Origin of the sequence: Ruegeria lacuscaerulensis, from assembly GCF_013033355.1 — a bacterium.
GTDB classification, from domain to species: Bacteria; Pseudomonadota; Alphaproteobacteria; order Rhodobacterales; family Rhodobacteraceae; genus Ruegeria; species Ruegeria lacuscaerulensis_A.
This window is the reverse complement of sequence record NZ_WQDY01000005.1, coordinates 243,052-269,027: the sequence shown is the minus strand read 5'-3', so window position 1 is coordinate 269,027 and position 25,976 is coordinate 243,052. Positions and strand designations below refer to the sequence as shown.

Here is a 25,976-nt window from a genome sequence, read left to right as displayed (position 1 = left end):
TAAAGTGGTGCCCCCACACGGACTCGAACCGCGGACCTACTGATTACAAATCAGTTGCTCTACCAGCTGAGCTATAGGGGCATTGCGTGTCGATTAATGGCTCTGGCGAGGGACTGCAAGCCTCAAATTTCATCCTTGCTTAAGGAAAGTCCGATTTCTTCGTGTCCAATCGGGCGAGCGCTTTGTAATAGCCCGGGTTTGACTGTACCACGCTCAGACTGTAATCCGGCAGACAAGGCCAAAGACGTAAGGACGTATACCAACGATGCAGGTTGCCATCCACGCCGGTGCTGCTTTTACCGACGAAGGCCGGCTACTCACGTCTTTACAGACCAACAATACAACTCTGTCCCAAACAGGAACCCGATTTTTTGGCCCCAGAAGATTTCGGCAAGTTTTTAATCCGGTGTTTCAGGCGTTGCACTCGGGCTCTTTGACCCCAAAAGGCGAGGATCGGTTGCGAAATGTGCTGCCCTCGGACGAAAACGCTCAACGCGCGATCTTCCTGAGCAACGAGTTCGCTGGTGATCGCGGAGCAACTCTTTTGGACGGGCAGCTTTACCCTCGCGCGGGCGAAAGAATGGCCCTGCTCGAGCACGCGTTTCATGGCCATCAGGTCGAGATCTTTTTGGCCCTAAAAAACCTTGGGAGCTTTATCCCCAAGTTGTTAATGTCATTGCCAGAAGCGGAACGCGCGGCGGTTATCGACAACACTGACCTGAGCTGTCTCAGCTGGATCGGTATGATTGACGATATTCGCGACCTTGCCCCCAACGTGAAAATAACGCTTTGGTGCAACGAAGACACGCCGTTCATTTGGGGCGACATTATCCGCGCGATTGCGGATCTGCCGGACGATACTCCGATCAACAAGGAATTCGATCTGCTTCTGTCTTTGCTGACGGACGAAGGAAAGCAGAAGGCAGCAGATTTAACGCAGCCAGATTCAAACCTGACTCGCGGTGAGGTCACGGACGCCCTTGCACTGATTCTGACAGAGAATGCGCATCCGGACAAAATCGAAGAAGAACTCGACCTGGCTGGCTGGAATTCGGATATTGTGGACGCGTTTTCAGAGCTTTACGAACAGGATATCGACCGGTTGGAGACCACAACCGGCGTCCGCTTTCTTCGACCGTAGACAAGAAAATCGATAAACGCATTCTTTGCACCTCAATGATCGAGATGCCACCTCTACTGCCCCTACAATTTCGGTCAAATAGGGACCTGTCGCCCGCTAAATTAGGCTGTAAGGGCCTCGGAATTACTTAGTTCATGCCCAGCGCTTCTTTGTACATTTCAAGTACAGCTTCTTCCTCGGCAATATCATCCTGGTCACGCTTGCGAAGAGCGATAACCTTACGCATGACCTTGGTGTCGTAGCCGCGCGCCTTGGCCTCGGCCATGACCTCTTTTTGCTGCTCAGCAATGTCTTTTTTCTCAGCGTCCAATCGCTCGAAGCGTTCAATGAACTGGCGCAATTCACCCGCTGTCACACGATAGTTGGCGGTGGCCTGATCTTCGGTCATATCTTCCATTTTCGTCTCTCTCAGCGATTGCGGTTTGATGCTGTAACAGCGGCTTTCGCGGGATACCTTGCCTCTGCACCTACCGCAAGCGCACAATCCATGGTCAGGCTTGTGTGACGCAGTACGATCCGATAAGCGCTGAAGAAATCAGTGAACCGTTTGTGGGGAACCATGTTTCAAATCATCACATGGGGCGGTGCTGCCCTCTCGCTCGCAGGCCTTCTGGGATTGGTCTGGTGCATTTTACGGGTGATGAAGGCGCGCAAGTCCGGTTTGTCGGATGATGAGTTGCGCGCCGTTGTTCAGGGCGTTCTGCCTTGGAACCTGGGTTCGCTTTTCCTGTCGGTTCTCGGGCTGATGCTTGTGATACTTGGAATTTCGTTCAGTTGAGAATGTGCCTTAGACTGGCAGATTATCAAATCGCGCTTCCATTGCGTCCTCGCACAACGCCGCATCCAAACGCCGCAACCGCGATGGGATGTGGACACCTTGCTGACGCATACGCTCGATGATTTTGGTCACGCTGGGTTGAAGAGCCAGCCGCGTCTCAAGACAGGCACCCTGCAACTTCGCTTCAAGCTGCTCAGCTTCGGAATACAAATTGCTTGTAGACATGTTCATCCTCCCAAATGCTGTCTGATTAACCTCATATAGGTAACCGTTTTAAGACTTGCCGATCTTAGTCCGATCACGGGCGAAAACTCGCCTGCCAAGCGCCCGGTCATCGCGTGGTTTTGCGGATTGTTTAAATTCTATGCCAATCCAGCCTAAGCTGCCTTGACAGACATCAAGTCACGAACTGTTGATTGCCTTATATTCCGCATTTAATATATGAATACTGAGGCACGTACGGAGAGCAAAATGACACCTAAGGTGAAAGCGTTTTTTGATACAGATACATTCACAGTGTCCTACCTGGTTCAGGAACCCGAAGGTCAAGCTTGTGCGATCGTCGACAGCGTTCTGGATTTCGACCATGCCTCGGGGCGGACAAACACCAACTCGGCCGACATGATCATAGACTTCGTCCGAAAGCACGACCTCAAAGTAGAATGGATCTTGGAAAGCCACGTGCACGCCGATCACCTTTCGGCCGCTCCATATTTACAGCAGGAACTTGGTGGCAAAATCGGTATCGGCGACCAAATCGTGACCATTCAGGAAACCTTCGGCAAGATCTTCAACGAAGGGACCGAGTTTCAGCGCGATGGCAGCCAATTTGATGCCTTGTTCCGCGAAGGTGACAGCTTTCACGTTGGCCAGATGCGCGGAGATGTGTTGCACACACCCGGCCATACACCCGCCTGCCTGACCTATGTGATTGGAGACGCGGCGTTTGTCGGCGACACATTGTTCATGCCGGATTTCGGCACCGCGCGGTGTGATTTCCCTGGGGGGTCTTCTGAGATGCTGTATGCATCGATCCAAAAAATATTGTCTCTGCCGGATGAAACCCGAGTGTTCGTCGGCCATGACTACAAAGCACCCGGTCGGGACGAATACGCGTGGGAGACAACAGTGGGCGAGCAAAAAGCTCTGAATGTGCATATTGGTCAGGGACGACCGGTCGAGGAATTCGTCGAGATGCGCGACGCGCGTGATGCGACCCTTGGTATGCCACGCCTGATCCTGCCGTCTCTGCAGGTCAACATGCGTGCAGGTCAGATGCCGCCTGCGGACGAAAAAGGTGATGTTTTTCTGAAGCTTCCCATCAACAAGCTTTAGCGCCGAAAGGGGGCGAACAATGCAAGTCGCGTGGATTTGGGGATTGGCAGGGGGCCTACTGATCGGCTTGGGCGCCGCAGTTTACCTGCTTGGGAACGGTCGCATAATGGGGGCCAGCGGAATTCTCGGGGGGCTGGTCGACAGCACGGATCGCACCGCCGAGCGGCTGGCTTTTGTCGCGGGGCTGATCGGAATGCCCCTGGTGCTGTGGCTGTTCATGTCCCCTGCCCCGCAAACTCATCTGACCGGCAATCTGCCTGTCGTTATAATCGCAGGAGTCCTGGTTGGTGTCGGAACGCGGATCGCGAATGGCTGCACCTCGGGGCACGGAGTTTGCGGTATATCGCGGTTCTCGCTTCGCGGTATCGTGGCAACGCTTATCTATATCGGTTCAGGTGCTGTAACTCTGTACCTGCTGCGACACATGTTGGGATGGGTTTGATGCGGGTTCTGATCTCTTTGCTAGCTGGGTCGCTGTTCGGAGCGGGTTTGTTGATTTCGGGTATGACCGATACAACGAAGGTGCAGGGCTGGCTGGATGTGTTCGGCAACTGGGACCCGACGCTTGCCTTCGTAATGGGCGGGGCGATCCTGCCGATGTTGATCGCCTGGAAAATCGCCGCGCGCGGTCAACCATTGACAGGGGGCAAGTATCCGCAAGCGTCCCGGCCCGAGCTGGATCGTCGACTGGTCGTAGGTTCCGTGATGTTCGGTATGGGATGGGGTCTGTCCGGCTTATGCCCCGGCCCAGCGATTGCCTCTGTCACCTATGGTGGCATCGGTGGAGTGGTGTTCCTGATCGCCATGATTGCCGGGATGTTCGCCGCACCCGTCGTCGGGGCGCAACTGGACAGAGCCGCAAACCCGGCCTAATCAATTGTCATGGAGATTCGACCAATTACCCCCCGCTACGCTGTCTCGCCGCAAATTTCGGTCGAGGACGTTCAGACCATTGCTGACTTAGGCTTTGTTCGGGTTATCTGCAACCGACCCAACAGCGAAGTTCCGATGGACCTGCAATCTGACGCGATTGGACAGGCGGTTCGCGCGGCTGGAATGGAATACGAAGTGCTGGAACTGACTCACCAGACGATGACGCCGGAAAACGTCGCCCTTCAGCGCGAACTTGCCGAACGCTGCAGCGGCCCGGTTCTGGCCTATTGCGCCTCGGGCACGCGCTGTTCGGTTGTCTGGGCCCTTGGGCAATGTGACCGGATGAGCACGGATGACATTCTGGATGCAACCACCAAGGCCGGTTACGCGCTTGAGAACCTCAGACCTGCGCTGGATCAACTTCGCAGCGTGAGCGACTAGGCAGCATTAGTCAGGTTTGCCATCCAGCCCCGCAAGCTTTGAAATCTCGGCTGCAATCTGATCTGAGTCGCCCAGGGTCAACTCATCCTCAATCGTTTCCAGTGCCTTTGGGGTGATCGGAACAATATCTGTTTCAAGATCATGCTCGGATTTGGGCTGCGCCGTTGGCGACCGGGCTTCAAGAAACTCATGCTCAGCCGCGTTTAGCGGGCTGGGTATAGTTTCGTGTTCGTTCAATCGCACCGCGCGCATTCCGCCACATTGGCCCAAGCGACCCACAGCAGCCCGTGATCGGTCAATCGTCAAGACTTCGGCCTTGTCTACACGCGCCCCGACCAGCGGAAGAACATCACCTTCCGATAACCCAGACAATGACGCAAAGGGCAACGACATACGGCAGATCACCGTGTTCAGCTCCGCTCGCAATACGCCCGACGACTGCTCGAGATTGGGGCCTGCGACCTGTTCGTCGGGGTCATCAAGGTCACCATCTTTTTGACGATCCGGCAGAAACAGGGAAATCTGTCCCTGTCGCACTCCTCCGCCAAGCTCGACCGTCAGTTCGTATACGTCATAAATATCTTCGACCATAGCCAGTGTCAGCGTGCGCTTGTCCGGCAAACGCGCCTTGTATTCATATCCCGTCAAACCCGCCTGATCGCTCGAGGATTCGACGATACGGGACGCGCGGGTCAGTACCTCTTCGATCAGAGGTGCGACCATAGCCGCATCCGTATCCGTGCACACGCGCGCGGTAGGCGGGTCCGACATGACCTGCCCAAATGTCTGCACCTGAACGATTGCAGACATTGCGCCAGGATCAAGGCACACGGCCGCTGAAACACCATCCCCATTTCCCAGCAGCACGAAAAGCCAGTCATCCTTGGCAACTTCAGCCAATGTATCCACCGGTCGACATGATTGTTTTGCGCCGATCACCGTCATGGGCAGCTTCATCACATCCCCTGCCGCTCGTGCGAATGCCAATCGCAGAGCCCGCAGAACAGAGCGCGGTTTGTCACCCCGCTCCTCCTGACTTGCCGAGAGCTTGCGCGCCAACGCCGTGCCGACCGGTTGCGTCATTCCCAAAACCGCCCTTCGTTCCTGTGCCTGACATCCGGTCTAACCCAGCTGAGGTTACGAATGTCTTTACGCGCCCACTACTGAGCGGCCTGACGGTAGGCCAATGGAACGCGAACCCGGAACGCAGGGCCGCCCTGACCGGGAAGATAGGTGATCTCACCCCCCAGCCGCTGCATGATCTCGCGGCAAATCGCCAGGCCGAGGCCCGCGCCTCCGGCCTTTTCACCGCTCACACGGGCAAATTTCTCGAACACCATTGAACGAGCTTCCGGAGGAATGCCGCTGCCGTTATCGGCAAAATCAACCACCACTTGCCCACCAACGTCATGAGCCGAGATGGTCAGAACAGGTTCATCCGCGTCGCAGTATTTCTGCGCATTCGAGATAAGGTTGATAAAAACTTGCCCCAACCGATCCAAGTCGGTGTGAAGCGGAATACGTTCGGCCGACTTGGATCGCCGCACCTCGATACCACTGCTTGATCCCGCCAGGGCGCTTGAGACGGCCCGGTCCAAAACCGAGCGCAGCGTATCGCCCCCCATGTTCAGGTTCACCCTGCCACTTTCCAGCACGCTCAGGTCCAGCAGATCATCCAACAGGCGGGTCAATCGAAGCGCCTCATCGTGGATGATCGCAGCATAGCGCGTCTGTTCCTCGGGACTTAATCCGTCAGTGTCGCGCATGATTTCGGAAAAAGCCCGGATTGAGGTCATGGGCGTGCGCAATTCATGGCTGACCTGGCCCAAAAAATTGTCTTTTTGCTCAGAGATTTGAGTCAGTTTTGTGTTCGCATCCCGCAACTGGCGCGCCGTCCGGGTCAGCTCGGCCGACTTTGTCTCCAACTGGCTGGAGTATTCCAACAGTTGCGCCGATTCATCGGCCACAGCCAGCAGGTCTTCGACCGAGACAGACGAGCCGCCCACAATCTGCCCGATCATCGCATGCGCCGTCGCCGCGCCGACAGAGCCGCTGAGCTCTCGCTCAAGCCGTTCCAGAAAGGCAGGTGTCGGCTCTGGCAGACTGGAACGTCCACCTTGCCGTTCCGACTCGGCCTGAAAGAAATCCTGCGCCGGCCCCGCGCCCAGAATACGCTGGGTCATGATCATCAGATCTTCGCTCTGCGCCACGAAGCCGCTCCAACCGCGAGGCGCTACGGAATGGTCGAACACATTGACGAACTGCGCACCCTGCAAGCGCTCCAGCGGGCTGGGAAAACTAAGCAACGAGGCCACGCAGAACGCCACCGTGTTCAGAGACAGTGACCACATGACCGAATGCACGATCGGGTCCATATCTTCGATCCCAAACAGCGCCTGAGGACGCAGCCACTCCAAACCGAAAGGACCGTTCTGAATGATGGTACCAGACATGAACCCGCCACCCATCTCCGGCAGCAACAAGGTGTAAATCCACAACACAAACCCAACGGTCAACCCGACAAGAGCCCCTGTCCGGGTCGCCCCGCGCCAGAATAAACCACCCACAAGGGCAGGCAAAATCTGGGAAATTCCGGCAAAAGCTATAAAGCCAATAGACGCCAGTGCCGCGCCGCCACCAGACAAACGGTAGTAAAAGAACCCAAGCGCCATGACGACTGCAATGGATATCCGCCGCGCCATAAGAACAACATGCCGGACATCCCCCGAGACCGATCCTGCCCCCCCTTGCGTGCTAAGCCAGATCGGCATGACAACATGGTTCGACACCATAGTCGACAACGCCATGGCAGTGACAATCACCATGGATGTAGCGGACGAAAACCCGCCGATGAACGAGAGCATCGCCAGCCACTCATTCCCTTGAGACAGAGGCACGGTGAGTACGAAAAGGTCAGGGTTGGATCCTTCGGGTAAAAGGTCCAACCCCACAACTGCGATGGGCACGACAAACAAACTCATCAGCAGCAGGTACAGAGGAAACGCCCATGCGGCTGTTCTCAGATGCGCCTCGTCCGAATTTTCGACCACCATGACCTGAAACATCCGAGGCAAACAGACGAAACATGCCGCCGACAGAAACACAAAAGTAGTCCAGCGCCCCGCATCCACGTTCCATTGACCGATTTCGGATGAATCGATCTGGTCCAACATAGGACCAAGCCCGCCCGCGACGCCCCAAACCACAAAGATTCCAACAGCCAGAAGGGCAAACAGCTTGACCACCGACTCCAGCGCGATGGCGGTCACAACCCCGTGGTGCCGTTCATTGGCGTCAAGGTTCCGTGTTCCGAACAGAATCGCGAAGACTGCCAATCCAGCAGCGACCCAAAACACACTGGATCCTTCGCGATAAAGACCTGTCGGATCGGCCTCGGCGAAAATCGAGAAAGACAGGGTGATGGACTGAAGCTGCAAGGCGATGTAGGGCGTGCCCCCCAGAACGGCCAATACGGTCACACAAATCGCCAGGGTGTTGGATTTTCCGTAGCGCGAAGAAATAAGGTCTGCGATCGAGGTCACCCTCTGGCTGCGCCCCACCCTTACCAGTTTGCGAAGGCCCCACCACCAGCTGATCATGACCAGCGTGGGACCAAGGTAGATCGTCACGAATTCCAACCCCGATCGCGCAGCGTTCCCGACCGCGCCATAGAATGTCCAGGCGGTGCAGTAGATCGACAGCGACAGCGTATAGAACAAGGGGGATCGCAGCCACGCCCCACGGCCTGCAGCTGCCAGCCTGTCAGCCGCAAAGGCCACGCCGAACAACAGTACAACATAGCCCAAACACACCAGAATCAGGACGTTCAGCGTTGCCATCAGTCTGGTCTCTGATCGGTTTCGTCTTGAGTGGCCATACGTCTGGCTGCAAAACCAAAAACCAAACTGATGCCAATCAGAACGGCCCAGCATACGAAGATATAAAGAATGGCCGACGATAGCCGAATGCCGTCTCCTGCCTCATCAGACCCCGGCCACAGCAATGGGATGGCAAACAAAGCGGCGCCTAGAATCGGCAAAAAGCGAGCGGCATCCGACAGCCGGCGACGGCGATAGCTTTGACGTTCCAAAAACAGCGAAGGCCGAACACCCTGAGGCCGTCGATCTTCGCTAATGCTCATGACCGCGTAGCCTGAGCATGCAAATCCCGCACCGCGGTCAAAACCTCGGCATTCGAGAACGGTTTGGTCATGAAACGACTGACTCCGGCATTTTCGGCCATCTCGCGATCCCGCAGCTGTCCGCGCGCGGTCAGCATCAGAACCGGCAAGGTCTTCAAGTCTTCAAGCTCGCGCAGGTCGCGCAGGATTTCCATCCCGCTCTTGCCCGGCAACATGACATCCAGAATAACCAGATCAGGGTCGGCGCTTTGGATAACCCGCAATGCGTCCAATCCTTCGGCATGCGTTTCAACCTGCCAACCCTCGCGCGTCAGCAAAAACCGAATAGCCTCGGCAATGTTCGGCTCATCCTCAATTAACAGAACCTTACGGCTCATTTGTAGTATTCCTCCCCGTGACGGGCTACCCATCCGTAAACCTGTCTAGGCCAGCTTACGCCGTCTGTCAGGAAACTGTCAAAAACCTTCGCTCAGAATTGACGGTTCACGACGAGATTCACATTCAGCGTTCGGACACACGCGACAGCTGGGGCCAACACGAGCCACATTCTGCGTATCCTGAGGGCCTTCATCCACTGATCGCACCAACATCACAGAACGATACACTGGTGCGTCGTCATAGCCTAAAGCCGCTTGCGGCCATGCATAGGCAAAACAGTCAAATTCGGCCGCTGAACGCCCCAACTGAACAATCCGCTTTCGGATGGGCACAAGAGGTCTGTTTAATGCCTGAAACAAGGGCCACAACGGGCACGCCTCGCCAAAGCGTGGCATCGCAAAGCCCGGCACCGCCTTGGTGAACAGAATACTGCCTGAGGCATCACATATCACCAACCCAGTCGGTCGCGACAGAACGCCCGGCGGCAAAGCAGCCAACCGGCGCAAGACGGTCGCGATATCCACCGAAAACTGCCGCGACAGCTGCAGCGGGTCAGGTTCAGACCCTTTAAGTGCAGCCTTTACAGCCTCCAACGGCATCGCCAGCGCATCCTGTGCATACACATCCAGAAACGCGCGGGTCACGCTTTTTACCGCGGCGGAATCAAGCGCCTCAAGATCGACTTCGCTACTGCTGCCGCCGCTTTCGATTTCAGGAAAATGGTGGCTGCGCGCCTCGAAAAAAGCCTCCGCCTCCTCCAGTGGTACGCCGCGTCGGTCATCCGCCGAGTCAGCATCGTCCAGATAAGTCACCAACGATTTCGAACTGTCTGCAAGCCGTTCTGCATCCTGGTGCAGGTTGCGGTGAAAACGGTCCTGCCATTCCGGCTCGATTTCCTGAGTCTCAGCCAGAATTGCAGCGGTCGAACGAATGGCGGCGGCGGTCGACAAGACCTCATGCATCGAAGCCGCAAGATGCGGATCATGGGTTAGACGGTCCGACAGCGTTTCGACTGTGCGCTCCAGAGAGACTACGCGACGATGCATCTGTGCTAGCACACCTGCCCAACCGGAGAACCGCCCCGCGAACTCCTCAACCGCATCGATTTCAGCGTTTTGTCCGATTGCGTCCGCCGCCGCTTCCCGCAATGCCGAGATCAAGGTGGCTTCGACCCCCTGCGTCAGCACCGAAGGTTCGACAGCAAGAGCCGATGCAATGTCAACAAGCAGCTTGCCCCCGATCCTTCGGCGATTATGCTCGATAAGGTTCAAATAAGACGCTGATATCCCGACCTTTCGGGCCAATTCCGCCTGCCGCAACCCCGCGATCAGACGCCGCTCGCGAATTCGGCTACCTGTCAGTGTATCGCGCATGTTTTGGCCCCTCCCCAAAGGCATATTCCGCGACTAACCTACCTTCTATTTTCAGAACTATTCAATAAATACTTTTACTTAAGGACTAGTTTTCAATCTCTATTTACATAGTTAACAATTCTGACAGAACGCACGCTCGCGCCCGAAACGTCAGTTTCTGAGCCCAACCCCTTCAATTCCGTGTCAATTCCCGGCACGATGCAAGCATGAGTGACCCTGCGTTCGAATACGCCCCCATTGGCCTTGTAGAGCTGGAGAACCGGATCATCCGGCGCTGCAACCTGCAATTCGCGCGTACGTTTGGCGGGGAAGAAACAGAGTACCGCAATATGCCGCTGCTGCACCTTTACCCATCAGTCGCGGATTGGGAGAGGATCGGCGCGCGCAGCCTGCAGGTGATGCGCGGCACAGGCTACTACACGGATGAACGAGTCATGCGTCGACGCAATGGCGATCTGTTCTGGTGCCGCGCGCGTGGACGATCCTTGACCCCTGACGACCCGTTCCGACACGGCATCTGGAGCTTTTCCGACATCTCCGAGGAACGCCCTCTGGTCGAACTAACTCAGCGCGAACGCGAGGTTGCTATTCTTTCATGCCGCGGCTTATCCGCCAAGGAAATCGGCGTCGAACTGGGCCTGAGTTACCGCACTATCGAAGCCTACCGCGCTCGCCTGCTTGAGAAATTCGGCGCCCGAAAACTACCTGAACTTGTGGCGAAACTCTCTGGAATGCCGCTTTAGCGACTTTTTGCTTGAATTACTCGACCAAAACCGCACCGCGACAGGTCGAGACGCGCTTTTCATGGCAGTGCGCTTGGCTTATAACGCTGCGTAATCAGACCAAAGCCCGCAACGCACAGACGGGCCAAAGGGGAACCGTCGAGGACACTCATGACAGACACCAAACACGAAGCGGACGTGGCATTCATCAAAGCTCTGGCTGAACTGCTGCGAGAAAATGACCTGACCGAATTGCAGGTCAAACGCGAGTATGGCGAAGAAGACAGCCTGAACGTCCGCGTCAGCCGTATGACCCAGGCTGCGGCCGCGCCGGTTCAGATGGCCGTTCCCGCTGCTGCACCCGTAGCAGCCCCTGCAGCAGCAGCCCCTGCTGCACCCGAGGCCCCCGCAGCGCAGGAAGATCCGGCCAGCCATCCCGGTGCTGTGACCTCGCCTATGGTGGGCACCGTCTATATGCAGCCCGAACCGGGCGCGCCTTCGTTCATCTCGGTCGGCGCATCGGTGTCAGAAGGCGACACGTTGCTGATCGTCGAAGCGATGAAAACTATGAACCACATCCACGCGCCCAAATCGGGCACCATCAAGCGTATTCTGGTCGGTGACGGCGACGCTGTGGAATTCGGCACCCCTCTGGTCATCGTTGAGTAAGGCGGGCCCATGTTCGACAAAATCCTGATTGCCAACCGAGGCGAGATCGCCCTGCGCGTCATCCGCGCCGCGCGCGAGATGGGGATTAAAACGGTCGCCGTGCATTCAACAGCCGACAGTGACGCGATGCATGTGCGCATGGCGGACGAATCGGTGTGCATCGGCCCTCCGCCCAGCCCGCAAAGCTACCTGTCCGTGCCCGCCATCATCTCGGCCTGCGAGATCACCGGCGCACAGGCGATCCACCCCGGCTATGGCTTTCTGTCCGAGAATGCCGAGTTCGTGCAGATCGTCGAAGACCACGGCATCACCTTCATCGGCCCCACCGCTGAACATATTCGCGTGATGGGTGACAAGATCACCGCCAAGGACACGATGAAAGCCCTTGGTGTTCCTTGTGTTCCCGGCTCCGACGGCGGCGTTCCGACGCTGGAAGACGCCAAGCGCATTGGTGAAGAATTCGGCTATCCCGTCATTATCAAGGCCACTGCCGGTGGTGGTGGGCGCGGCATGAAAGTCGCACAGACGGCGGATGAGATGGAAAGCGCCTTCATGACCGCTCGCGCCGAAGGCAAAGCCGCCTTTGGCAATGACGAGGTCTATATCGAGAAATACCTCACCACGCCGCGCCATATCGAAATTCAGGTCTTTGGCGACGGTAAAGGCAAAGCCGTTCATCTGGGTGAGCGCGACTGCTCGCTGCAACGTCGCCATCAGAAGGTGTTCGAAGAGGCCCCCGGCCCCTGCATCACCCCCGAAGAACGCGCAAAGATCGGCAAGATTTGTGCCGATGCAGTCGCCAAGATCAACTATATCGGCGCGGGCACCATCGAGTTCCTGTATGAAAACGGCGAGTTCTATTTCATCGAAATGAACACCCGTCTGCAGGTGGAACACCCGGTGACCGAAGGCATCTTCGGCGTCGATCTGGTGCGCGAACAAATCCGCGTCGCTTCGGGTCTGCCGATGTCCTTCGGCCAGGACGATCTGGAAATCAACGGCCACGCCATCGAAGTTCGGATCAACGCGGAAAAATTGCCCAACTTCTCGCCCTGCCCCGGCAAGATCACGGCCTATCACGCGCCCGGCGGTCTGGGCGTGCGGATGGATTCGGCGCTATATGACGGATACTCGATCCCGCCCTATTACGACTCACTTATTGCCAAGCTGATCGTACAGGGTCGCGACCGGGCCGAGGCGCTGGCGCGACTGGAACGTGCCTTGGGCGAGCTGATCGTGGATGGTATCGACACGACCGTGCCTCTGTTTCACGCCCTGCTGCAAGAGCCTGATCTTCACAGCGGTGACTACAACATCCATTGGCTGGAAAAGTGGCTTGCCGAGAACATGGCAGACTAACATACTAAGGGCGAAGGGTTTTTACCTTTCGCCCTTTGAGATTCCAGTATGAGCCTGACCCCCGACCTCTTACTGCACGGCTACTCCATCGGCATTTTCCCGATGGCTGAGCATCGCGATGACCCCGAGCTGTTCTGGGTCGACCCCAAATTTCGCGGTGTGTTCCCGCTGGACGGATTCCACATTTCCCGCAGTTTGGCGCGGCGCATACGCAACAGCGGGTTCTCCATCACGATCAACCGGGACTTCGCTGGGGTCGTCGATGGCTGCGCCGACCGCGCCGACACGTGGATCAATGACGAGTTGCGCAACCTGTACCAACACCTACATCAAACGGGCCATGCACACTCGCTGGAAGTGTGGGAGGAATCGGCCCTGATAGGCGGCGTCTATGGCGTTTGCCTTGGGGCCGCGTTTTTCGGCGAAAGCATGTTTTCGCGACGAACGGATGCGTCAAAGATCGCATTGGCCTATCTGACAGACAGGCTTCGCAGAACAGGATTTCATCTGTTCGACACCCAATTTCTGACAGCGCATCTGGCCTCTTTGGGTGCGATAGAAATACCCCGCACGCAATATCGGCAAGAACTGGAAAAGGCGATCAGCGCCAGCGCGGATTTTACCGCCGACTTAACTCAATCGCCGGATGGCGTTATACAACGAATAACCCAAACGTCGTAGCGCGAATGGTCCAGTGCATTCAGCGCCGGTGACGTGGCGATCATCCAACCGTCAAACAGTTGGTCAGTCTTGCCATTTTCCCAAATCGTGAGATAGGCAAAAGCATCACCTGTCGGGTTCTCGGCCGGATAGCGGCAATCGCCCAACGCGACGTCCAGACCAAAAACGGGCTGTGTTTCACCGTTCCGCATCTCGACGTCAACGGTTTGGCCGCTGACCTTGTCCAACCCACGCAGCATCGCACCCGGCCCCGACTGGACTTTTTGCTGCGCCGATGCGCCCGTGGCGGCCAGCATGGCAAGCACAATGGCGAGACGCCGCATTAGCTGCCATCCCCGGCGACAAACTTGACCAGAAGCGAAATCAGACTGACCGCGCCCTGGGTATCAGTGACCTGATCCCCAGGCTCGAAATAGAAAGGCGAGCCGCCCGGCATCACTTCAACGAAGTTACCGCCCAACAATCCCTCGGACGAAATTACAATCGCGCTGTCATCCGGAACCAGAATACCGTCCGAGATCGAAAACGTCGTATCCGCCCGGTAGGTTTCGGAGTTGAGCGTTACGTCCGTTACAGTACCGATCTTGACCCCGGCCAATCGCACATCTGTTCCAACACCGACGCCTTCAAGCGACCGGAAAGATGCGCCCAGTTCATAACCCGTACCACCTTGCGACAGGCCGGTGGACTGGCTGGCATAGACCCCAAAAGCAACGGCACAGGCCAACACGGCGCCGCCAACCAGGACTTCGGAAACATTGTAGCTCGACATAATTTGCCTCGTTTATTCGGGGCTCCAAGCCTCGTAATCGGAACGTTCAATCGGGTCCGGGCGACGCAGGGACCCTGCAGGAGTATAGGCAAGCGCCGAACCGGTCAGGTTTTCCTGATGTGGTTTTTCCCACGATTTGTGCGGCAATGGTTTGTCAGTCGGGGGCTCGTCCCATGTACGGTGCAGCCAACCATGCCAGTCAGGATCGACACGGCTCGCCTCGGCTTCGCCATTGAAAATGACCCAGCGCTTGCTGTCATCCGCATTGCGGTAGAACACATTGCCCTGGTTGTCCTCGCCGACCTTTTCACCCTTGCGCGCAGTGTAAATCTGCGTGTTCAGAGTGGCCCCGTTCCACCAGGTCACGGCTCGCAAAAGACTGTTCAGGATCCCCATGGGCTGCCTCCGGCAATTCTGTTTCCGCAGATATGGACCAAAGGCGCGCCAAGGTCCAGTGTCACAAGGACCGCACCCCCTATTCCGGCAAATACGCGGTCACTTCTATTTCAATTCGGTATTTCGGGTCGATCAAATCGCATTCGATCATTGTTGCGGCCGGAGGATTCGCACCAAATGTCTCGCTCAAAATTGGCCAGCATGGCTCAAACTCAGCCTTGTCGGGTAACATGTAAGTTACACGAACGACGTCTGAAAAGCCTGCACCAGCTTCGGTCAGTGCCTTTTCAATCACCGTCAGTGCCGAACGGCACTGCTCAACCACGGTATCACCCTGCCCGACAGTACCAGAGACGTGCACCCAACCTCCGGCAACCACGGCGCGGCAATACCCTAGCTTAGGTTCAAATTCGCCACCTGATGAGATGCGCTTGATCATTTCAGTATCCTCATAAGAAAACGGCGCGGAGAACCGCGCCGCATGGATCAGATATGTAAGGTCTTAACCCGCCGAAGCAGATTCGGCCGCATCCGCATAAATGATTAGAGGCTGCGATTCAGATGTCACGGCCTCTTCGTTGACCACAACTTCGGTCACGTTTTTCAGACCCGGAAGCTCGAACATCGTATCCAGCAGGATGTCTTCCAGAATCGAACGCAAACCACGTGCCCCGGTTTTCCGTTCGATGGCTTTCTTGGCAATCGCCTTGAGCGCATCATCGGTAAAGGCCAGCTCGGCATCTTCCAGTTCAAACAGGCGCTGATATTGCTTGACCAGCGCGTTCTTGGGCTTGGTCAGGATCGTGACCAGAGCATCCTCGTCCAGATCCTCAAGCGTTGCCAGAACCGGCAGACGTCCAACAAATTCAGGGATCAGGCCAAATTTCAACAGATCCTCAGGTTCCAGATCCTTGAAAATCTCACCGACGCCACGCTCATCATTGTCACGCACGTCTGCCCCGAAACCCATGGCCGAGCCCTTGCCACGCTGTGCAATGATCCTGTCCAGACCGGCAAATGCACCGCCGCATATAAACAGGATGTTGGTCGTGTCCACCTGCAGGAACTCCTGCTGCGGATGCTTACGCCCGCCCTGCGGCGGAACGCTGGCCACGGTGCCTTCCATCAGTTTCAGCAGCGCCTGCTGTACACCCTCACCCGATACGTCGCGCGTGATCGACGGGTTTTCAGATTTGCGCGTAATCTTGTCGACCTCGTCGATATAGACGATGCCGCGCTGCGCACGTTCGACATTGTATTCGGACGCCTGCAGCAGTTTCAGAATGATGTTTTCGACGTCCTCACCCACGTATCCCGCTTCGGTCAGAGTCGTCGCATCCGCCATGGTGAACGGCACATCCAGAATTCGCGCCAGAGTTTGGGCCAGCAGCGTCTTGCCGCACCCCGTGGGGCCAATCAGAAGGATGTTGGACTTGGCAAGCTCAATATCGCTGCCCGCCTTCTGCGCGTGGTTCAGACGCTTGTAGTGGTTGTGCACGGCCACCGACAGGACCCGCTTGGCCGTGGCCTGACCGATCACGTAATCGTCCAGCACTTCGCAGATATCCTTGGGTGTCGGCACTCCGTCGCTGGATTTCAGGCCGCTGGCCTTTGTCTCTTCGCGGATGATGTCCATGCACAGTTCGACGCATTCGTCACAGATAAACACTGTGGGTCCGGCAATCAGCTTGCGCACCTCATGCTGGCTCTTGCCGCAGAAGCTACAGTAGAGCGTGTTTTTGCCGTCACCGCCTGAATTCGTCGCCATGTTCTACCTTTCGGGCTTCGTCCCTGCGGCCCCGCCCGGGGCCGCGCTTGCCGCATGTTGCTGCAGCTTAGGCCACCACTGAGGCGGCTACAATCTCAAAAATGTACCTCGCGCACGTGACGCGAGGACTTATTCTCAGCTCTCTTCGCCGTCCATTTTCGCACGGTTTTCGACGATTTCGTCGATATGACCCCAGTCTTTTGCTTCTTCCGGGCTCATGAAGTTGTCGCGATCCAGTGCTTTCTCAACAGCCTTTTTTGTCTGCCCTGTATGACGCACATAGATGTCATACAGTCGATCTTTCAGCTTTTGCGTCTCGGCGGCGTGGATCATGATATCGCTCGCCTGCCCCTGATATCCGCCGCTGGGCTGGTGCACCATGATACGGCTGTTGGGCAGCGAAAAGCGCATTCCTTTCTCGCCCCCGGCCAACAGAACCGACCCCATCGAGGCCGCCTGACCGATCACCAATGTCGAACACTTAGGTTTAATATACTGCATTGTGTCGTAAATCGACAAACCGCTTGTCACGACACCGCCAGGCGAATTGATGTAGATTGAGATTTCTTTGTTAGGATTCTCGGCCTCAAGATGCAGCAACTGAGCCACCACCAGATGGCTCATTCCGTCATGGATCGGGCCATTGATAAAAATGATCCGCTCTTTCAACAGGCGCGAGAAAATATCATAGGCGCGCTCACCCCGGCTGGTCTGCTCAACGACCATGGGGACGAGCGTATTCATGTAGGTATCAACGGGATCAAACATTAGGAACCTGCCTGCTTTGCTATGGATCGGGACTTTACCCGAAGAAACGTTACCTGAGTCTTAGTGTTGCCATAGAGGGGCTGCAAGGGGGGCTGGAGACTTCTGATCAACACATTGCTTTTTGTCGGCCATCGGCAGTTGTTTCTGCGTGGCGCGACACCGCCACTGCCCGTTTTCAACTAGGGGCTTCTTTTGTCTGCGGATGCTCTCTTTCCCATCACGTCATTTTGATTCATGCATATGGACAGATTTGGTCAGTATGTGCACTTAAGCGGCTCGAGTAACCGAGTCCGGATTTTACGTAGACCATCGCCCGACTGGGCATAAAGGACAAGATAATGGCACTGGCGCAGGTTAAGCAGGACATACCAAACGATAACATCGAGCTCATTGCAGGAAGCGCGACGCGGGCTTCGAATTTTCTGAAGGCGATCAGCCACGAAGGACGGCTGATGATCCTGTGTCATCTTATATCCGGCGAAAAATCTGTGACAGAGCTAGAAGAGTTGCTGTCAGCGCGTCAGGCTGCTGTGTCGCAACAGTTGTCACGACTTCGCCTTGAAGGGCTTGTTATGCCGCGCCGCGAGGGCAAGGCGATCTATTACCGCCTTGCTGATGACCGCCCCAAACGCATGCTCGAAGTGGTCTATGAATTGTTTTGTGAGGAACAGACAGCATGAGCCGAACTGTTAAAATCACGACCCGTTTGCGCAAACCAAAAAGCTCTGTGCCATAGCCTGCAACAACGTGGGATAGAGCTTCGGACCTGGATCAACAGCGATTCCGACAGGGTCCAGATCAAGGATCGTGGCGCCTGACCCCTCAATCGCGGTCTCTACCAGCCGGGTGTCGTATTGAGGCTCGGCAAAAGCGCAGTCTATTTGATCTTCTGAAACTTTTTCCCGAAGCGTTGCCAAGCGCGCGGGACCGGGGTTGGCCGCGTCCCCCAAGCTGACAGAGCCTGATGTTTCCAACCCAAAACGCTTTTCGAAATACTGATAGGCGTCGTGGAACGTGATGAAACGATGCGCCTTCATGTCGGCCAAATCTGCGTTGATCTGGTCGCCAAGCAGAGTCAATTCATTGTCGAACGCTTTGGCATTGTCTTGGTATGCCTGCGCATTTTCGATGTCGACCTCGGCAAGAATATTGGCAATCGCAAAAGCCCATGTCCGCGCATTCTCCGGATCAAGCCACGCATGTGGGTCTGTTCCGTCGTGGTCATGAGCATGATCATCATGACCATGGTCGTCGTGGTCCTTGTGACCAGCATAGTCATCATGATCCGCGTGGTCCTCATGACCATGGTCATCATGATCCGCGTGGTCCTCATGACCATGGTCTTCGTGGTCCTTGTGACCAGCATGGTCGTCGTGATCCGTGTGGTCGTCATGACCACTCTCTTCAACAACATCGCGGTATTCATGCAGGATCGTACCGTCAACCTCCAGCAAAGAAATCTTTTTTGACCCTGCCGACAAAGTGCTCAGCGGCTTGTCCATCCAAGGCGTCAATTCCTCACCAACCCAAAAGACAATGTCAGCAGATTGCAACGCGCGCGCCTCGGACGGGCGCATCGCGTGGCTGTGAGGCGACGCCCCAGGCGGCACGATCAGTACGGGCTCCGCGACACCATCCATAACGCGCGCAACAAGCGAATGAATCGGCGCAATATCAGCAACTACCTTGGGCGGTTCCGCAACAACCTGACTAGTCATAACAGCGCCAAGAACGCATACCGTGGAACGCAGCATAATGCCTCCTGAATGATATGTTATTACATTTACTGGTCGCTTGATATGCCCCACGTTATAACATATCAAGCCACAAAATGACGGAGCCCCTAATGAGTACAGTCGGTTTCAGGCAACATGATCACACGCATTGCGTTCAGACTGCCCTTGCGCAAGCCGAGGCCAAATGCAAAGCGAAACGCTTGCACTTTACGCCTGTCAGGCGGCGCGTCCTAGAGATCCTGCTTGAAAAACATAAGGCCATGGGAGCCTATGAAATTCTTGCAGTGTTATCCACCGAAGGGATGGGGTCGCAACCGCCTGTCGCGTATCGAGCCCTGGATTTTCTGGTTCAAAACGGGTTTGTCCACCGTATCGAACAACTTAATGCATATGCTGCCTGCGCGCATCCGACACACGACCATGTACCGGCCTTCCTGATATGCCGGGCGTGCAAGGCCGTCGCGGAAACAGAAACTGAACTGACTCAGGGCAGGCTGGGCGCTGCCGCGAACACTTCGGGCTTCCAGATCGAACGCGTCGTTGTCGAAGCCGAGGGTCTGTGCCCCGAATGCATAGGATTGCAGGCGTGAAAAGAACTCTGATTACGCTGAAAGACCTGTCGATCCGCGCGGACGGCAGAACTATCCTTGAACATGTGAACGCAACTGTCTCGGAAGGTGAGATCGTAACGATTGTCGGGCCAAACGGATCAGGTAAGTCCACGTTACTACGCGCGATGATCGGGGCGGCTTTGCCCGCACATGGGACTGTCAAACAGGCCAAAAACCTGCGGATTGGTTATGTTCCGCAAAAGCTGGCACTGGACGCGGCTTTGCCCATGACGGTTCAACGGTTCCTCAGCCTGCCCCGCCGCGTTTCCGCACGTGACGCCATAACCGCGTTGGACCATGCGGGTGTACCTGACTTGCGAAACCGTCAGATGACCAAGCTGTCCGGCGGCCAGTTTCAGCGTGTCCTTTTGGCGCGCGCGTTGCTGGAGAAGCCGCAATTGCTTCTTCTGGACGAGGCAACCCAGGGGCTAGACCAGCCGGGTGCCGCCGCGTTTTATCAACGTATCGAGCAGGTTAGACACGATCTGGGATGCGCGATCGTAATGGTCAGCCACGACTTGCATGTCGTTATGGCGGCCTCAGACCGTGTGTTGTGTCTGAACGGGCATATCTGCTGCGAGGGCTCTCCGCGCTCGGTCGCAGACGCACCGGAATACCGCGCCTTGTTCGGAAGTGGGACGAAGGGAACAATGGCGCTTTACCAACACCAACATAGTCATTCACACGACCATGATCACGGCTCGACACTCTCGCAGGAAAAGGCAGACTGATGCTGGATGACTTTATGGTACGCGCGGCCCTCGCTGGTGTCGGAGTAGCCATCGCAGCCGCTCCGCTTGGATGTTTCGTGGTTTGGCGCCGCATGGCTTACTTGGGTGAAGCAACCGCGCACGCTTCTGTGTTGGGAATTGCTCTGGCCCTCGCATTTTCCCTGCCAATTTTGCCCGCGATCATCGTTGCGGCCCTTACAATGGGACTAACCGTAACGCTGCTGAGGGGAAAAGGCTTCGCGATGGATACTCTGTTAGGAGTCATCGCCCACACCGCACTGGCGGCCGGACTGGTGAGCGTCGCACTTCTGTCGGACGTCCGGCTTGACCTGGATGCCTTTCTATTCGGCGACATTTTGGCCGTGGCAAAAACAGACTTGGTGACGATCTGGGTCGGTGGCGCTCTTATTCTGGCCGTGATGGTTCAGAGATGGTCTGCCCTGCTGGTTTCCACACTTAATCCAGACTTGGCCTATGCGTCTGGTATTGATCCCAAACGCGAGGAACTTTGGCTGACATTGGCTATGGCCCTGGCTGTGGCCGTGGCGATCAAAGTCGTGGGTATTCTGCTGATTGCGGCGCTTCTGGTCATCCCTGCAGCGGCTGCGCGATCTTTGGTCCGAACCCCCGAAGCCATGGCTGTCTGCGCCGCGATCCTTGGCTCTTTGGCGGCGTTGGGTGGGTTGGCGGGGGCTTATATGGCCGATACGCCCGCCGGTCCCAGCATTGTCTGCGCCGCGGCCCTGGTGTTTCTGGTAACCGGGGTCAGCGGCCCCTACCTTTACCGAAACTGAAACCGCCCAAACCGCTGGTTACATACGGGAAAAACTGCTACGACGCTCAGAGAACAAAACCTATGGAGCAAACGATGATCCGCACTCTACTAATTGGGGCCGCCCTATTGACTTTGACAGCGTGTGAAACGGCAAAAGGTGTCGGGAAAGACATCGGCAAAGCTGGCGACGCGATTAGCAACACTGCAAGTGACGTACAGCAGGCTATTTAACGACTGCGGCTTGTGACCTGAAGCCGGTGATACAGCAGCGCATTCTCTACACTCGGTGACGCGATCACCGGGGCAACCAAAAATCTGGCGAACGCGCAGCCGCACCATTTTCAGGATTTTCAACAAGTTGGGTCGGACAGCGGCTTCGTTTCGCCACACGAGGCTGCGCTGAAGGTCCGCACGGGTTAGGAAACCGATGCCGGGAACACATTCCGACATCGGGCCATCCTGCCCTTATCGCGAGCGATCCAGCCACCGCCCGACCCGTCTCCTCCCTGTGGAGACCAATTTGAGAAGCGCTCCGACCCGGCCGGAATTACCCACTAAGCGCTGCAGATTAACTACAGCCGGTACCCCCTACAGCCCAACCGGACCGGAAACGCTTCAGTTCACCTGACGTTCCAGAACGGTGCTGTAGGTCGTTCCGCGACGCAGGCTACGGAAATCCGCATAAATCTTGCCGTCCTCATACCGAGCATCAATCAGCGCATTCACACCGATCTCGGGATTGGCCGAGCTTTCGACGATGCTGATCCGGGTCGGGTCGTCCAGGCTGATGGTCCCGGTGGCATCCAGCATTCGCCAGTCCTGAGCGGCACTTGACCGCCACTTGCTGGGCCCCCAGAACACATTGTCCTGCTGCTTCTGGATATCCAGCACCCACTCGGCGTTGTTGAACCGGGGCACATCGCCGGTCGTTGTCCGGTTCGGGCCGACGGCAGTATAGCTGCCCACCCACGTGCCGCGCAGGTCGGGCGTGTCGGCCATGGCTGTTGTTGCAAGAGTAAGGCTCGTGGCCAGAGCGGCTGCTCCGGCAGTCATAAATCTGGTCATTGTCTCTTCCTCCGTTTTGTCCAGGCCGGTGCTGGCCTGCTGAACAGATTGGGAGGGTGCAGACGCGTTACAACATTTGTGAAGGAAGCTTCATGAAGGGTTCAGATTGCGGTTAATCAGGCCCACGCCAAGGCGGTTCCGGCGACAACCAAGGCAATCCCGATCCCTTCCCGCATCGAGAAGTCTTCACCGAACAAGAAGAACGAGGCAATGGCGATCAGCACAACCTCGGCCCCCAGAATGCCGGTATAGATGATGCCCAACCGCTCCTCGCGCAGCGCGGCAAGCTCCAGCGTTGCGGCGGCCAGCAGGGTTGCCACGATCAACAGGCTAAGGCCGAGGCCGGGGATTTTCCACCAGAACTTCATCGAGATCATGGCAATGGAATAGAGACCTGCCGATCCGAGGGCGATTATGGGGACCATGGACATAGGGGCCTCCTGCCGAAGTTGCCGCTAGGTCAACACTAACAAGTTTCAAAAAGTTGGGCTGTGAGGAGGATCACATATTTGGATATCCTGTTTGGCTTTCGAGTGATTTTACTCAGCCCTCCAGCTTGAAGTGCATAAGAATCCCGTCGAATATTCATATATTCTGATTCGAATTTCAGAAGAGGGGGAGCCATGACGACGTTTCACGAAATCGGTCTAACCGGGGTGCGAATTCCTCGAATTGGTTTTGGGTCAACAGGAATAGGTAGCATTCCGCAAATCTATGGTTACGAAGTTGATGAGAATAGGGCGCGAGAAACCTTGCGCACAATACTTACCCGCCCCGACGGGTTTATCGATACCGCCCGCGGCTATGCTATGGGCCGAAGTGAAGACCGCATTGGGAGCGTAATTCGTGAACTCGGTGGTTTGCCAGAAGGCTGTGTATTGTCCACGAAAATCGACCGCGACATGGAGACGAGCGTGTTCGACGCTACCCAAGCGAGGCGGTCTTTAGAACAAAGCCTGAAGGCACTCGGCGTAGACAGCGTCGACATCCTTCACCTCCACGACCCGGAATACGCTGGTGATATGTCAGAGATCACGCGCAGCGGAGGTGCGCTGGACGAATTGTTCAAAATCAAAGAGGAAGGCCTTGCAACTGCCGTTGGTTTGGCCGGCGGACGGCTGGACGTCTTGTCGCCTATGCTGCGCGACTGGGACTTCGATGTTGTGATGACGCATAACCGGCACACACTTGTAAACGTGAATGCTTCGCCCCTAATCGAACAAGCCGTTTCCAAGGGTGTCACCGTCTTAAATGCAGCACCCTACGCGGGAGGAATTCTGGCAAGAGGTAGCGCGGTTCACCACTTTTACGTTTACCGGCCAGCAACAGAAGAAATGCTCGCGCCTGTGCGCGCGGTCGAAGATATCTGCGCCCGATACGATGTTCCAATGGGCGCGCTGGCGCTACAATTCTCGCTTCGAGATGCAAACATTGCTTCAACAGTTTGCGGGGTGACGTGGCCCCAGCATGTAAACCAAACGCTTGAGTGGGCCGATTGGGACATACCTGAGGCGGTCTGGACTGAACTCACCGACCTCGGACAATCGGACGCCGATCCAGAATCCGCGTAAACTTGGACAAACCAAGAGGAAGAAATGGACAGCCTCAGCTGTCCATCTTCAGCGCCGAAATAAACGCCTCCTGGGGGATATCCACCTTGCCGAACTGACGCATCTTCTTTTTCCCCGCCTTCTGCTTGTCCAGCAGTTTGCGTTTCCGCGTGGCGTCGCCTCCGTAGCATTTCGCGGTCACGTCCTTGCGCAGGGCCGAGAGGGTCTCGCGCGCGATGACTTTGCCTCCGATCGCCGCCTGGATCGGGATTTTGAACATGTGGCGCGGGATCAGGTCCTTGAGCTTTTCGCACATCGCGCGGCCCCGCATCTCGGCCCGGTCGCGGTGAACCATGGTTGACAGCGCGTCGACCGGTTCGTCATTCACCAGAACCGACATCTTGACCAGATTATCCTCGGTATAACCGGTCATCTGGTAGTCGAACGAGGCATAGCCCTTGGTCACCGATTTCAGGCGGTCGTAGAAGTCAAAAACGACCTCGTTCAGCGGCAGGTCATAGACGACCATGGCGCGGCTGCCCGCATAGGTCAGGTCCATCTGGATGCCACGCCTGTCCTGACACAGTTTCAACACGTCGCCGAGGTATTCATCGGGCACCAGAATGGTCGCCTTGATGCGCGGTTCCTCGATATGATCCACTTTGGACGGGTCAGGCATATCGGCGGGGTTGTGCAGCTCGATCATCTCGCCGTCTTTCATGTAGACGTGATAGATCACAGAGGGCGCAGTGGTGATGAGCTCGATATCATATTCGCGTTCGATGCGGTCGCGGATGACCTCAAGGTGCAACAGCCCTAGGAAGCCGCAGCGGAAACCAAAACCAAGTGCCGCCGAGGTTTCCATTTCGAACGAGAACGAAGCGTCGTTCAGCGCCAGTTTGTCGATCGCATCCCGCAGGTCTTCGAATTCGGAACTGTCGACGGGGAAGAGGCCACAAAACACCACCGGCTGCGCGGGTTTGAAGCCGTCCAGCGCGTCCTCGGTGCCGTTGCGGTCATTGGTGATCGTGTCGCCCACGCGCGTGTCGCGGACCTGCTTGATCGAGGCCGTCAGGAAACCGATCTCACCGGGGCCGAGGCTATCGACCATCTCCATCTCGGGCCGGAAGACACCGACTCGGTCGACGTGATGCAGAGTGCCGTTCGACATGAACTTGACCCGCATCCCCTTTTTCAGCGTGCCGTCCATGATGCGGACCAGAACGATCACGCCGAGATAGGCGTCATACCACGAATCCACCAGCATCGCCTTGAGCGGCGCGTCGAGGTTGCCCTGCGGCGCGGGCAGTTGCTGCACGATGGCTTCCAGCGTCTCGTGGATACCCTGCCCCGTTTTGGCCGAAACCTGAATGGCGTCGGTCGCGTCGATGCCGATCACATCCTCAATCTGTTCTGCCACACGGTCACAGTCGGACGCGGGCAGGTCGATCTTGTTCAGCACCGGCACGATCTCATGATCAGCGTCGATGGCTTGGTATACATTTGCCAGCGTCTGCGCCTCGACCCCCTGGGTCGAGTCCACGACCAGCAGAGAGCCCTCGACCGCGCGCATCGACCGGCTGACCTCATAGGCGAAATCCACGTGGCCGGGGGTGTCGATCAGGTTCAGCACATATGCCTCGCCATTGTCGGCGGTATAGTCGATGCGGACCGTGTTGGCCTTGATTGTGATGCCGCGTTCACGCTCGATATCCATGCTGTCGAGCAGCTGTTCCTTCATGTCGCGATCCTTGACCGTTCCGGTCTCTTGGATGAGCCGGTCAGCAAGGGTGGATTTGCCATGGTCGATATGCGCGACGATGGAGAAATTGCGGATATGAGCGAGGTCTGTCATAGCGACGGGATATGGTTCGAAAACAGTCGCTGGTCAAGGTGGGACAGCCCCATGCGAA

At 56.6% G+C, this 25,976-nt stretch carries 33 protein-coding genes and 1 tRNA gene; 16 read left to right on the top strand and 18 right to left on the bottom strand.

Annotated features, from left to right (window positions below; translation table 11 throughout):
- Window positions 1–5: 5 nt before the first annotated feature.
- Window positions 6–81: transfer RNA gene (locus GOW48_RS11895), tRNA-Thr, on the bottom strand.
- Window positions 82–265: 184 nt separating this feature from the next.
- Between GOW48_RS11895 and GOW48_RS11890 the strand changes: the two genes are divergently transcribed.
- Window positions 266–1,141: a hypothetical protein gene (locus GOW48_RS11890; RefSeq protein ID WP_170753914.1), complete on the top strand. Its 876-nt coding sequence runs from the start codon at window positions 266–268 to the stop codon at window positions 1,139–1,141.
- Window positions 1,142–1,268: 127 nt separating this feature from the next.
- Here the strand turns inward: GOW48_RS11890 and GOW48_RS11885 are convergent, their stop codons facing one another.
- Window positions 1,269–1,538, bottom strand: coding sequence for a DUF2312 domain-containing protein (locus GOW48_RS11885; RefSeq protein ID WP_170355037.1), 270 nt, complete (start codon window positions 1,536–1,538; stop codon window positions 1,269–1,271).
- Between the two features lie 162 nt (window positions 1,539–1,700).
- Between GOW48_RS11885 and GOW48_RS11880 the strand changes: the two genes are divergently transcribed.
- Entirely contained in the window at window positions 1,701–1,919 is a 219-nt protein-coding gene (locus GOW48_RS11880; RefSeq protein ID WP_170355036.1) for a hypothetical protein, read from the top strand.
- A gap of 9 nt (window positions 1,920–1,928) precedes the next feature.
- On the opposite strand, the gene GOW48_RS11875 is transcribed toward GOW48_RS11880, so the two are convergent.
- A complete protein-coding gene (locus tag GOW48_RS11875; protein ID WP_170355035.1) occupies window positions 1,929–2,144 on the bottom strand; it encodes a hypothetical protein in 216 nt (71 codons plus the stop codon).
- A 246-nt stretch (window positions 2,145–2,390) separates the two neighbouring features.
- Here GOW48_RS11875 and GOW48_RS11870 point away from each other — a divergent pair, with 246 nt between their 5' ends.
- From GOW48_RS11870 to GOW48_RS11855, 4 genes are read left to right on the top strand one after another with little or no spacing between them, the layout of a single operon-like run.
- Window positions 2,391–3,254: an MBL fold metallo-hydrolase gene (locus GOW48_RS11870; protein WP_170355034.1), complete on the top strand. Its 864-nt coding sequence runs from the start codon at window positions 2,391–2,393 to the stop codon at window positions 3,252–3,254.
- A 19-nt stretch (window positions 3,255–3,273) separates the two neighbouring features.
- Window positions 3,274–3,696, top strand: a complete 423-nt coding sequence (locus tag GOW48_RS11865; protein ID WP_170753912.1) for a YeeE/YedE family protein — start codon at window positions 3,274–3,276, stop codon at window positions 3,694–3,696.
- Complete coding sequence (locus GOW48_RS11860) at window positions 3,696–4,127, top strand: DUF6691 family protein (RefSeq protein WP_170753910.1); 432 nt, start codon at window positions 3,696–3,698, stop codon at window positions 4,125–4,127. The genes GOW48_RS11865 and GOW48_RS11860 overlap by 1 nt, the downstream gene beginning before the upstream one ends.
- A gap of 9 nt (window positions 4,128–4,136) precedes the next feature.
- On the top strand, window positions 4,137–4,568 hold the full coding sequence (locus tag GOW48_RS11855) for a protein tyrosine phosphatase family protein (protein WP_170753907.1): 432 nt from the start codon (window positions 4,137–4,139) through the stop codon (window positions 4,566–4,568).
- A 6-nt stretch (window positions 4,569–4,574) separates the two neighbouring features.
- On the opposite strand, the gene GOW48_RS11850 is transcribed toward GOW48_RS11855, so the two are convergent.
- The 5 genes from GOW48_RS11850 to GOW48_RS11830 all read right to left on the bottom strand — a co-directional run bounded on the left by GOW48_RS11850 (window position 4,575) and on the right by GOW48_RS11830 (window position 10,460).
- Complete coding sequence (locus GOW48_RS11850) at window positions 4,575–5,651, bottom strand: FliM/FliN family flagellar motor C-terminal domain-containing protein (RefSeq protein ID WP_170753905.1); 1,077 nt, start codon at window positions 5,649–5,651, stop codon at window positions 4,575–4,577.
- A gap of 77 nt (window positions 5,652–5,728) precedes the next feature.
- Window positions 5,729–8,407, bottom strand: a complete 2,679-nt coding sequence (locus tag GOW48_RS11845) for an ATP-binding protein (protein WP_170753902.1) — start codon at window positions 8,405–8,407, stop codon at window positions 5,729–5,731.
- Window positions 8,407–8,709 carry a hypothetical protein gene (locus GOW48_RS11840; RefSeq protein ID WP_170355028.1) on the bottom strand — a complete coding sequence of 101 codons (303 nt, stop codon included), beginning with the start codon at window positions 8,707–8,709 and terminating at the stop codon, window positions 8,407–8,409. The genes GOW48_RS11845 and GOW48_RS11840 overlap by 1 nt, the downstream gene beginning before the upstream one ends.
- Window positions 8,706–9,086 (bottom strand): response regulator transcription factor, encoded by a 381-nt coding sequence (locus GOW48_RS11835; RefSeq protein ID WP_170355027.1) that lies wholly within the window; start codon window positions 9,084–9,086, stop codon window positions 8,706–8,708. Before GOW48_RS11835 ends, GOW48_RS11840 begins: the two co-directional genes overlap by 4 nt.
- 78 nt (window positions 9,087–9,164) lie before the next feature.
- Entirely contained in the window at window positions 9,165–10,460 is a 1,296-nt protein-coding gene (locus tag GOW48_RS11830; protein WP_170753900.1) for a helix-turn-helix domain-containing protein, read from the bottom strand.
- 206 nt (window positions 10,461–10,666) lie between these two features.
- On the opposite strand from GOW48_RS11830, the gene GOW48_RS11825 reads away from it, so the two are divergent.
- The 4 genes from GOW48_RS11825 (at window position 10,667) to aat (ending at window position 13,891) form a co-directional block, all read left to right on the top strand.
- Window positions 10,667–11,203, top strand: coding sequence for a LuxR C-terminal-related transcriptional regulator (locus tag GOW48_RS11825; RefSeq protein ID WP_170355025.1), 537 nt, complete (start codon window positions 10,667–10,669; stop codon window positions 11,201–11,203).
- Window positions 11,204–11,353: 150 nt separating this feature from the next.
- Window positions 11,354–11,851: an acetyl-CoA carboxylase biotin carboxyl carrier protein gene (accB, locus tag GOW48_RS11820; RefSeq protein ID WP_170355024.1), complete on the top strand. Its 498-nt coding sequence runs from the start codon at window positions 11,354–11,356 to the stop codon at window positions 11,849–11,851.
- Between the two features lie 9 nt (window positions 11,852–11,860).
- Entirely contained in the window at window positions 11,861–13,210 is a 1,350-nt protein-coding gene (gene accC / locus GOW48_RS11815) for an acetyl-CoA carboxylase biotin carboxylase subunit (protein ID WP_170753898.1), read from the top strand.
- 48 nt (window positions 13,211–13,258) lie between these two features.
- Complete coding sequence (gene aat, locus GOW48_RS11810) at window positions 13,259–13,891, top strand: leucyl/phenylalanyl-tRNA--protein transferase (protein WP_170753895.1); 633 nt, start codon at window positions 13,259–13,261, stop codon at window positions 13,889–13,891.
- Here the strand turns inward: aat and GOW48_RS11805 are convergent.
- The 6 genes from GOW48_RS11805 to GOW48_RS11780 form a co-directional block, all read right to left on the bottom strand.
- The gene (locus tag GOW48_RS11805) at window positions 13,846–14,214 is read right to left on the bottom strand and encodes a DUF2155 domain-containing protein (RefSeq protein ID WP_170753893.1); all 369 of its coding nucleotides are present in this window, start codon (window positions 14,212–14,214) and stop codon (window positions 13,846–13,848) included. The genes aat and GOW48_RS11805 overlap by 46 nt on opposite strands.
- Window positions 14,214–14,663 carry an outer membrane lipid asymmetry maintenance protein MlaD gene (gene mlaD, locus GOW48_RS11800; RefSeq protein ID WP_170753891.1) on the bottom strand — a complete coding sequence of 150 codons (450 nt, stop codon included), beginning with the start codon at window positions 14,661–14,663 and terminating at the stop codon, window positions 14,214–14,216. The genes GOW48_RS11805 and mlaD overlap by 1 nt, the downstream gene beginning before the upstream one ends.
- A 12-nt stretch (window positions 14,664–14,675) precedes the next feature.
- On the bottom strand, window positions 14,676–15,059 hold the full coding sequence (locus tag GOW48_RS11795; protein ID WP_170355019.1) for an NADH:ubiquinone oxidoreductase subunit NDUFA12: 384 nt from the start codon (window positions 15,057–15,059) through the stop codon (window positions 14,676–14,678).
- A gap of 79 nt (window positions 15,060–15,138) precedes the next feature.
- Window positions 15,139–15,498 carry a RidA family protein gene (locus tag GOW48_RS11790; RefSeq protein ID WP_170753888.1) on the bottom strand — a complete coding sequence of 120 codons (360 nt, stop codon included), beginning with the start codon at window positions 15,496–15,498 and terminating at the stop codon, window positions 15,139–15,141.
- 63 nt (window positions 15,499–15,561) lie between these two features.
- Window positions 15,562–16,827, bottom strand: a complete 1,266-nt coding sequence (clpX, locus tag GOW48_RS11785) for an ATP-dependent Clp protease ATP-binding subunit ClpX (RefSeq protein ID WP_170355017.1) — start codon at window positions 16,825–16,827, stop codon at window positions 15,562–15,564.
- Window positions 16,828–16,962: 135 nt separating this feature from the next.
- Window positions 16,963–17,595 (bottom strand): ATP-dependent Clp protease proteolytic subunit, encoded by a 633-nt coding sequence (locus GOW48_RS11780; protein WP_170753885.1) that lies wholly within the window; start codon window positions 17,593–17,595, stop codon window positions 16,963–16,965.
- Window positions 17,596–17,933: 338 nt separating this feature from the next.
- Here GOW48_RS11780 and GOW48_RS11775 point away from each other — a divergent pair, with 338 nt between their 5' ends.
- Window positions 17,934–18,275 (top strand): ArsR/SmtB family transcription factor, encoded by a 342-nt coding sequence (locus GOW48_RS11775; RefSeq protein ID WP_170355015.1) that lies wholly within the window; start codon window positions 17,934–17,936, stop codon window positions 18,273–18,275.
- A 15-nt stretch (window positions 18,276–18,290) separates the two neighbouring features.
- Here GOW48_RS11775 and GOW48_RS11770 read toward each other — a convergent pair whose 3' ends face one another.
- Window positions 18,291–19,349 (bottom strand): zinc ABC transporter substrate-binding protein, encoded by a 1,059-nt coding sequence (locus GOW48_RS11770; RefSeq protein ID WP_170753883.1) that lies wholly within the window; start codon window positions 19,347–19,349, stop codon window positions 18,291–18,293.
- Between the two features lie 92 nt (window positions 19,350–19,441).
- Here GOW48_RS11770 and GOW48_RS11765 point away from each other — a divergent pair, with 92 nt between their 5' ends.
- From GOW48_RS11765 to GOW48_RS11750, 4 genes are all read left to right on the top strand, one after another.
- Complete coding sequence (locus GOW48_RS11765; RefSeq protein ID WP_170753880.1) at window positions 19,442–19,921, top strand: Fur family transcriptional regulator; 480 nt, start codon at window positions 19,442–19,444, stop codon at window positions 19,919–19,921.
- A complete protein-coding gene (locus tag GOW48_RS11760) occupies window positions 19,918–20,673 on the top strand; it encodes a metal ABC transporter ATP-binding protein (protein ID WP_331251797.1) in 756 nt (251 codons plus the stop codon). Before GOW48_RS11765 ends, GOW48_RS11760 begins: the two co-directional genes overlap by 4 nt.
- Window positions 20,673–21,467: a metal ABC transporter permease gene (locus GOW48_RS11755; RefSeq protein WP_170753878.1), complete on the top strand. Its 795-nt coding sequence runs from the start codon at window positions 20,673–20,675 to the stop codon at window positions 21,465–21,467. The genes GOW48_RS11760 and GOW48_RS11755 overlap by 1 nt, the downstream gene beginning before the upstream one ends.
- Window positions 21,468–21,541: 74 nt before the next feature.
- Complete coding sequence (locus GOW48_RS11750) at window positions 21,542–21,679, top strand: entericidin A/B family lipoprotein (RefSeq protein ID WP_209194128.1); 138 nt, start codon at window positions 21,542–21,544, stop codon at window positions 21,677–21,679.
- Window positions 21,680–22,063: 384 nt separating this feature from the next.
- Here the strand turns inward: GOW48_RS11750 and GOW48_RS11745 are convergent, their stop codons facing one another.
- Window positions 22,064–22,513 carry a hypothetical protein gene (locus tag GOW48_RS11745; protein WP_234899443.1) on the bottom strand — a complete coding sequence of 150 codons (450 nt, stop codon included), beginning with the start codon at window positions 22,511–22,513 and terminating at the stop codon, window positions 22,064–22,066.
- A gap of 116 nt (window positions 22,514–22,629) precedes the next feature.
- Window positions 22,630–22,944 (bottom strand): hypothetical protein, encoded by a 315-nt coding sequence (locus GOW48_RS11740; protein WP_234899444.1) that lies wholly within the window; start codon window positions 22,942–22,944, stop codon window positions 22,630–22,632.
- A gap of 192 nt (window positions 22,945–23,136) precedes the next feature.
- Between GOW48_RS11740 and GOW48_RS11735 the strand changes: the two genes are divergently transcribed.
- Window positions 23,137–24,084 (top strand): aldo/keto reductase, encoded by a 948-nt coding sequence (locus GOW48_RS11735; protein WP_170753876.1) that lies wholly within the window; start codon window positions 23,137–23,139, stop codon window positions 24,082–24,084.
- A 34-nt stretch (window positions 24,085–24,118) separates the two neighbouring features.
- Here the strand turns inward: GOW48_RS11735 and lepA are convergent, their stop codons facing one another.
- Window positions 24,119–25,918: a translation elongation factor 4 gene (lepA, locus tag GOW48_RS11730; protein ID WP_170753874.1), complete on the bottom strand. Its 1,800-nt coding sequence runs from the start codon at window positions 25,916–25,918 to the stop codon at window positions 24,119–24,121.
- Window positions 25,919–25,976 lie beyond the last annotated feature (58 nt).

Bases quoted from the DNA above. Each gene is read 5' to 3' on its own strand.
- GOW48_RS11890 (WP_170753914.1), top strand. From the start codon at position 266: ATGCAGGTTGCCATCCACGCCGGTGCTGCTTTTACCGACGAAGGCCGG.
- GOW48_RS11885 (WP_170355037.1), bottom strand. From the start codon at position 1,538: ATGGAAGATATGACCGAAGATCAGGCCACCGCCAACTATCGTGTGACA.
- GOW48_RS11880 (WP_170355036.1), top strand. From the start codon at position 1,701: ATGTTTCAAATCATCACATGGGGCGGTGCTGCCCTCTCGCTCGCAGGC.
- GOW48_RS11875 (WP_170355035.1), bottom strand. From the start codon at position 2,144: ATGTCTACAAGCAATTTGTATTCCGAAGCTGAGCAGCTTGAAGCGAAG.
- GOW48_RS11870 (WP_170355034.1), top strand. From the start codon at position 2,391: ATGACACCTAAGGTGAAAGCGTTTTTTGATACAGATACATTCACAGTG.
- GOW48_RS11865 (WP_170753912.1), top strand. From the start codon at position 3,274: ATGCAAGTCGCGTGGATTTGGGGATTGGCAGGGGGCCTACTGATCGGC.
- GOW48_RS11860 (WP_170753910.1), top strand. From the start codon at position 3,696: ATGCGGGTTCTGATCTCTTTGCTAGCTGGGTCGCTGTTCGGAGCGGGT.
- GOW48_RS11855 (WP_170753907.1), top strand. From the start codon at position 4,137: ATGGAGATTCGACCAATTACCCCCCGCTACGCTGTCTCGCCGCAAATT.
- GOW48_RS11850 (WP_170753905.1), bottom strand. From the start codon at position 5,651: ATGACGCAACCGGTCGGCACGGCGTTGGCGCGCAAGCTCTCGGCAAGT.
- GOW48_RS11845 (WP_170753902.1), bottom strand. From the start codon at position 8,407: ATGGCAACGCTGAACGTCCTGATTCTGGTGTGTTTGGGCTATGTTGTA.
- GOW48_RS11840 (WP_170355028.1), bottom strand. From the start codon at position 8,709: ATGAGCATTAGCGAAGATCGACGGCCTCAGGGTGTTCGGCCTTCGCTG.
- GOW48_RS11835 (WP_170355027.1), bottom strand. From the start codon at position 9,086: ATGAGCCGTAAGGTTCTGTTAATTGAGGATGAGCCGAACATTGCCGAG.
- GOW48_RS11830 (WP_170753900.1), bottom strand. From the start codon at position 10,460: ATGCGCGATACACTGACAGGTAGCCGAATTCGCGAGCGGCGTCTGATC.
- GOW48_RS11825 (WP_170355025.1), top strand. From the start codon at position 10,667: ATGAGTGACCCTGCGTTCGAATACGCCCCCATTGGCCTTGTAGAGCTG.
- accB (WP_170355024.1), top strand. From the start codon at position 11,354: ATGACAGACACCAAACACGAAGCGGACGTGGCATTCATCAAAGCTCTG.
- accC (WP_170753898.1), top strand. From the start codon at position 11,861: ATGTTCGACAAAATCCTGATTGCCAACCGAGGCGAGATCGCCCTGCGC.
- aat (WP_170753895.1), top strand. From the start codon at position 13,259: ATGAGCCTGACCCCCGACCTCTTACTGCACGGCTACTCCATCGGCATT.
- GOW48_RS11805 (WP_170753893.1), bottom strand. From the start codon at position 14,214: ATGCGGCGTCTCGCCATTGTGCTTGCCATGCTGGCCGCCACGGGCGCA.
- mlaD (WP_170753891.1), bottom strand. From the start codon at position 14,663: ATGTCGAGCTACAATGTTTCCGAAGTCCTGGTTGGCGGCGCCGTGTTG.
- GOW48_RS11795 (WP_170355019.1), bottom strand. From the start codon at position 15,059: ATGGGGATCCTGAACAGTCTTTTGCGAGCCGTGACCTGGTGGAACGGG.
- GOW48_RS11790 (WP_170753888.1), bottom strand. From the start codon at position 15,498: ATGATCAAGCGCATCTCATCAGGTGGCGAATTTGAACCTAAGCTAGGG.
- clpX (WP_170355017.1), bottom strand. From the start codon at position 16,827: ATGGCGACGAATTCAGGCGGTGACGGCAAAAACACGCTCTACTGTAGC.
- GOW48_RS11780 (WP_170753885.1), bottom strand. From the start codon at position 17,595: ATGTTTGATCCCGTTGATACCTACATGAATACGCTCGTCCCCATGGTC.
- GOW48_RS11775 (WP_170355015.1), top strand. From the start codon at position 17,934: ATGGCACTGGCGCAGGTTAAGCAGGACATACCAAACGATAACATCGAG.
- GOW48_RS11770 (WP_170753883.1), bottom strand. From the start codon at position 19,349: ATGCTGCGTTCCACGGTATGCGTTCTTGGCGCTGTTATGACTAGTCAG.
- GOW48_RS11765 (WP_170753880.1), top strand. From the start codon at position 19,442: ATGAGTACAGTCGGTTTCAGGCAACATGATCACACGCATTGCGTTCAG.
- GOW48_RS11755 (WP_170753878.1), top strand. From the start codon at position 20,673: ATGCTGGATGACTTTATGGTACGCGCGGCCCTCGCTGGTGTCGGAGTA.
- GOW48_RS11750 (WP_209194128.1), top strand. From the start codon at position 21,542: ATGATCCGCACTCTACTAATTGGGGCCGCCCTATTGACTTTGACAGCG.
- GOW48_RS11745 (WP_234899443.1), bottom strand. From the start codon at position 22,513: ATGACCAGATTTATGACTGCCGGAGCAGCCGCTCTGGCCACGAGCCTT.
- GOW48_RS11740 (WP_234899444.1), bottom strand. From the start codon at position 22,944: ATGTCCATGGTCCCCATAATCGCCCTCGGATCGGCAGGTCTCTATTCC.
- GOW48_RS11735 (WP_170753876.1), top strand. From the start codon at position 23,137: ATGACGACGTTTCACGAAATCGGTCTAACCGGGGTGCGAATTCCTCGA.
- lepA (WP_170753874.1), bottom strand. From the start codon at position 25,918: ATGACAGACCTCGCTCATATCCGCAATTTCTCCATCGTCGCGCATATC.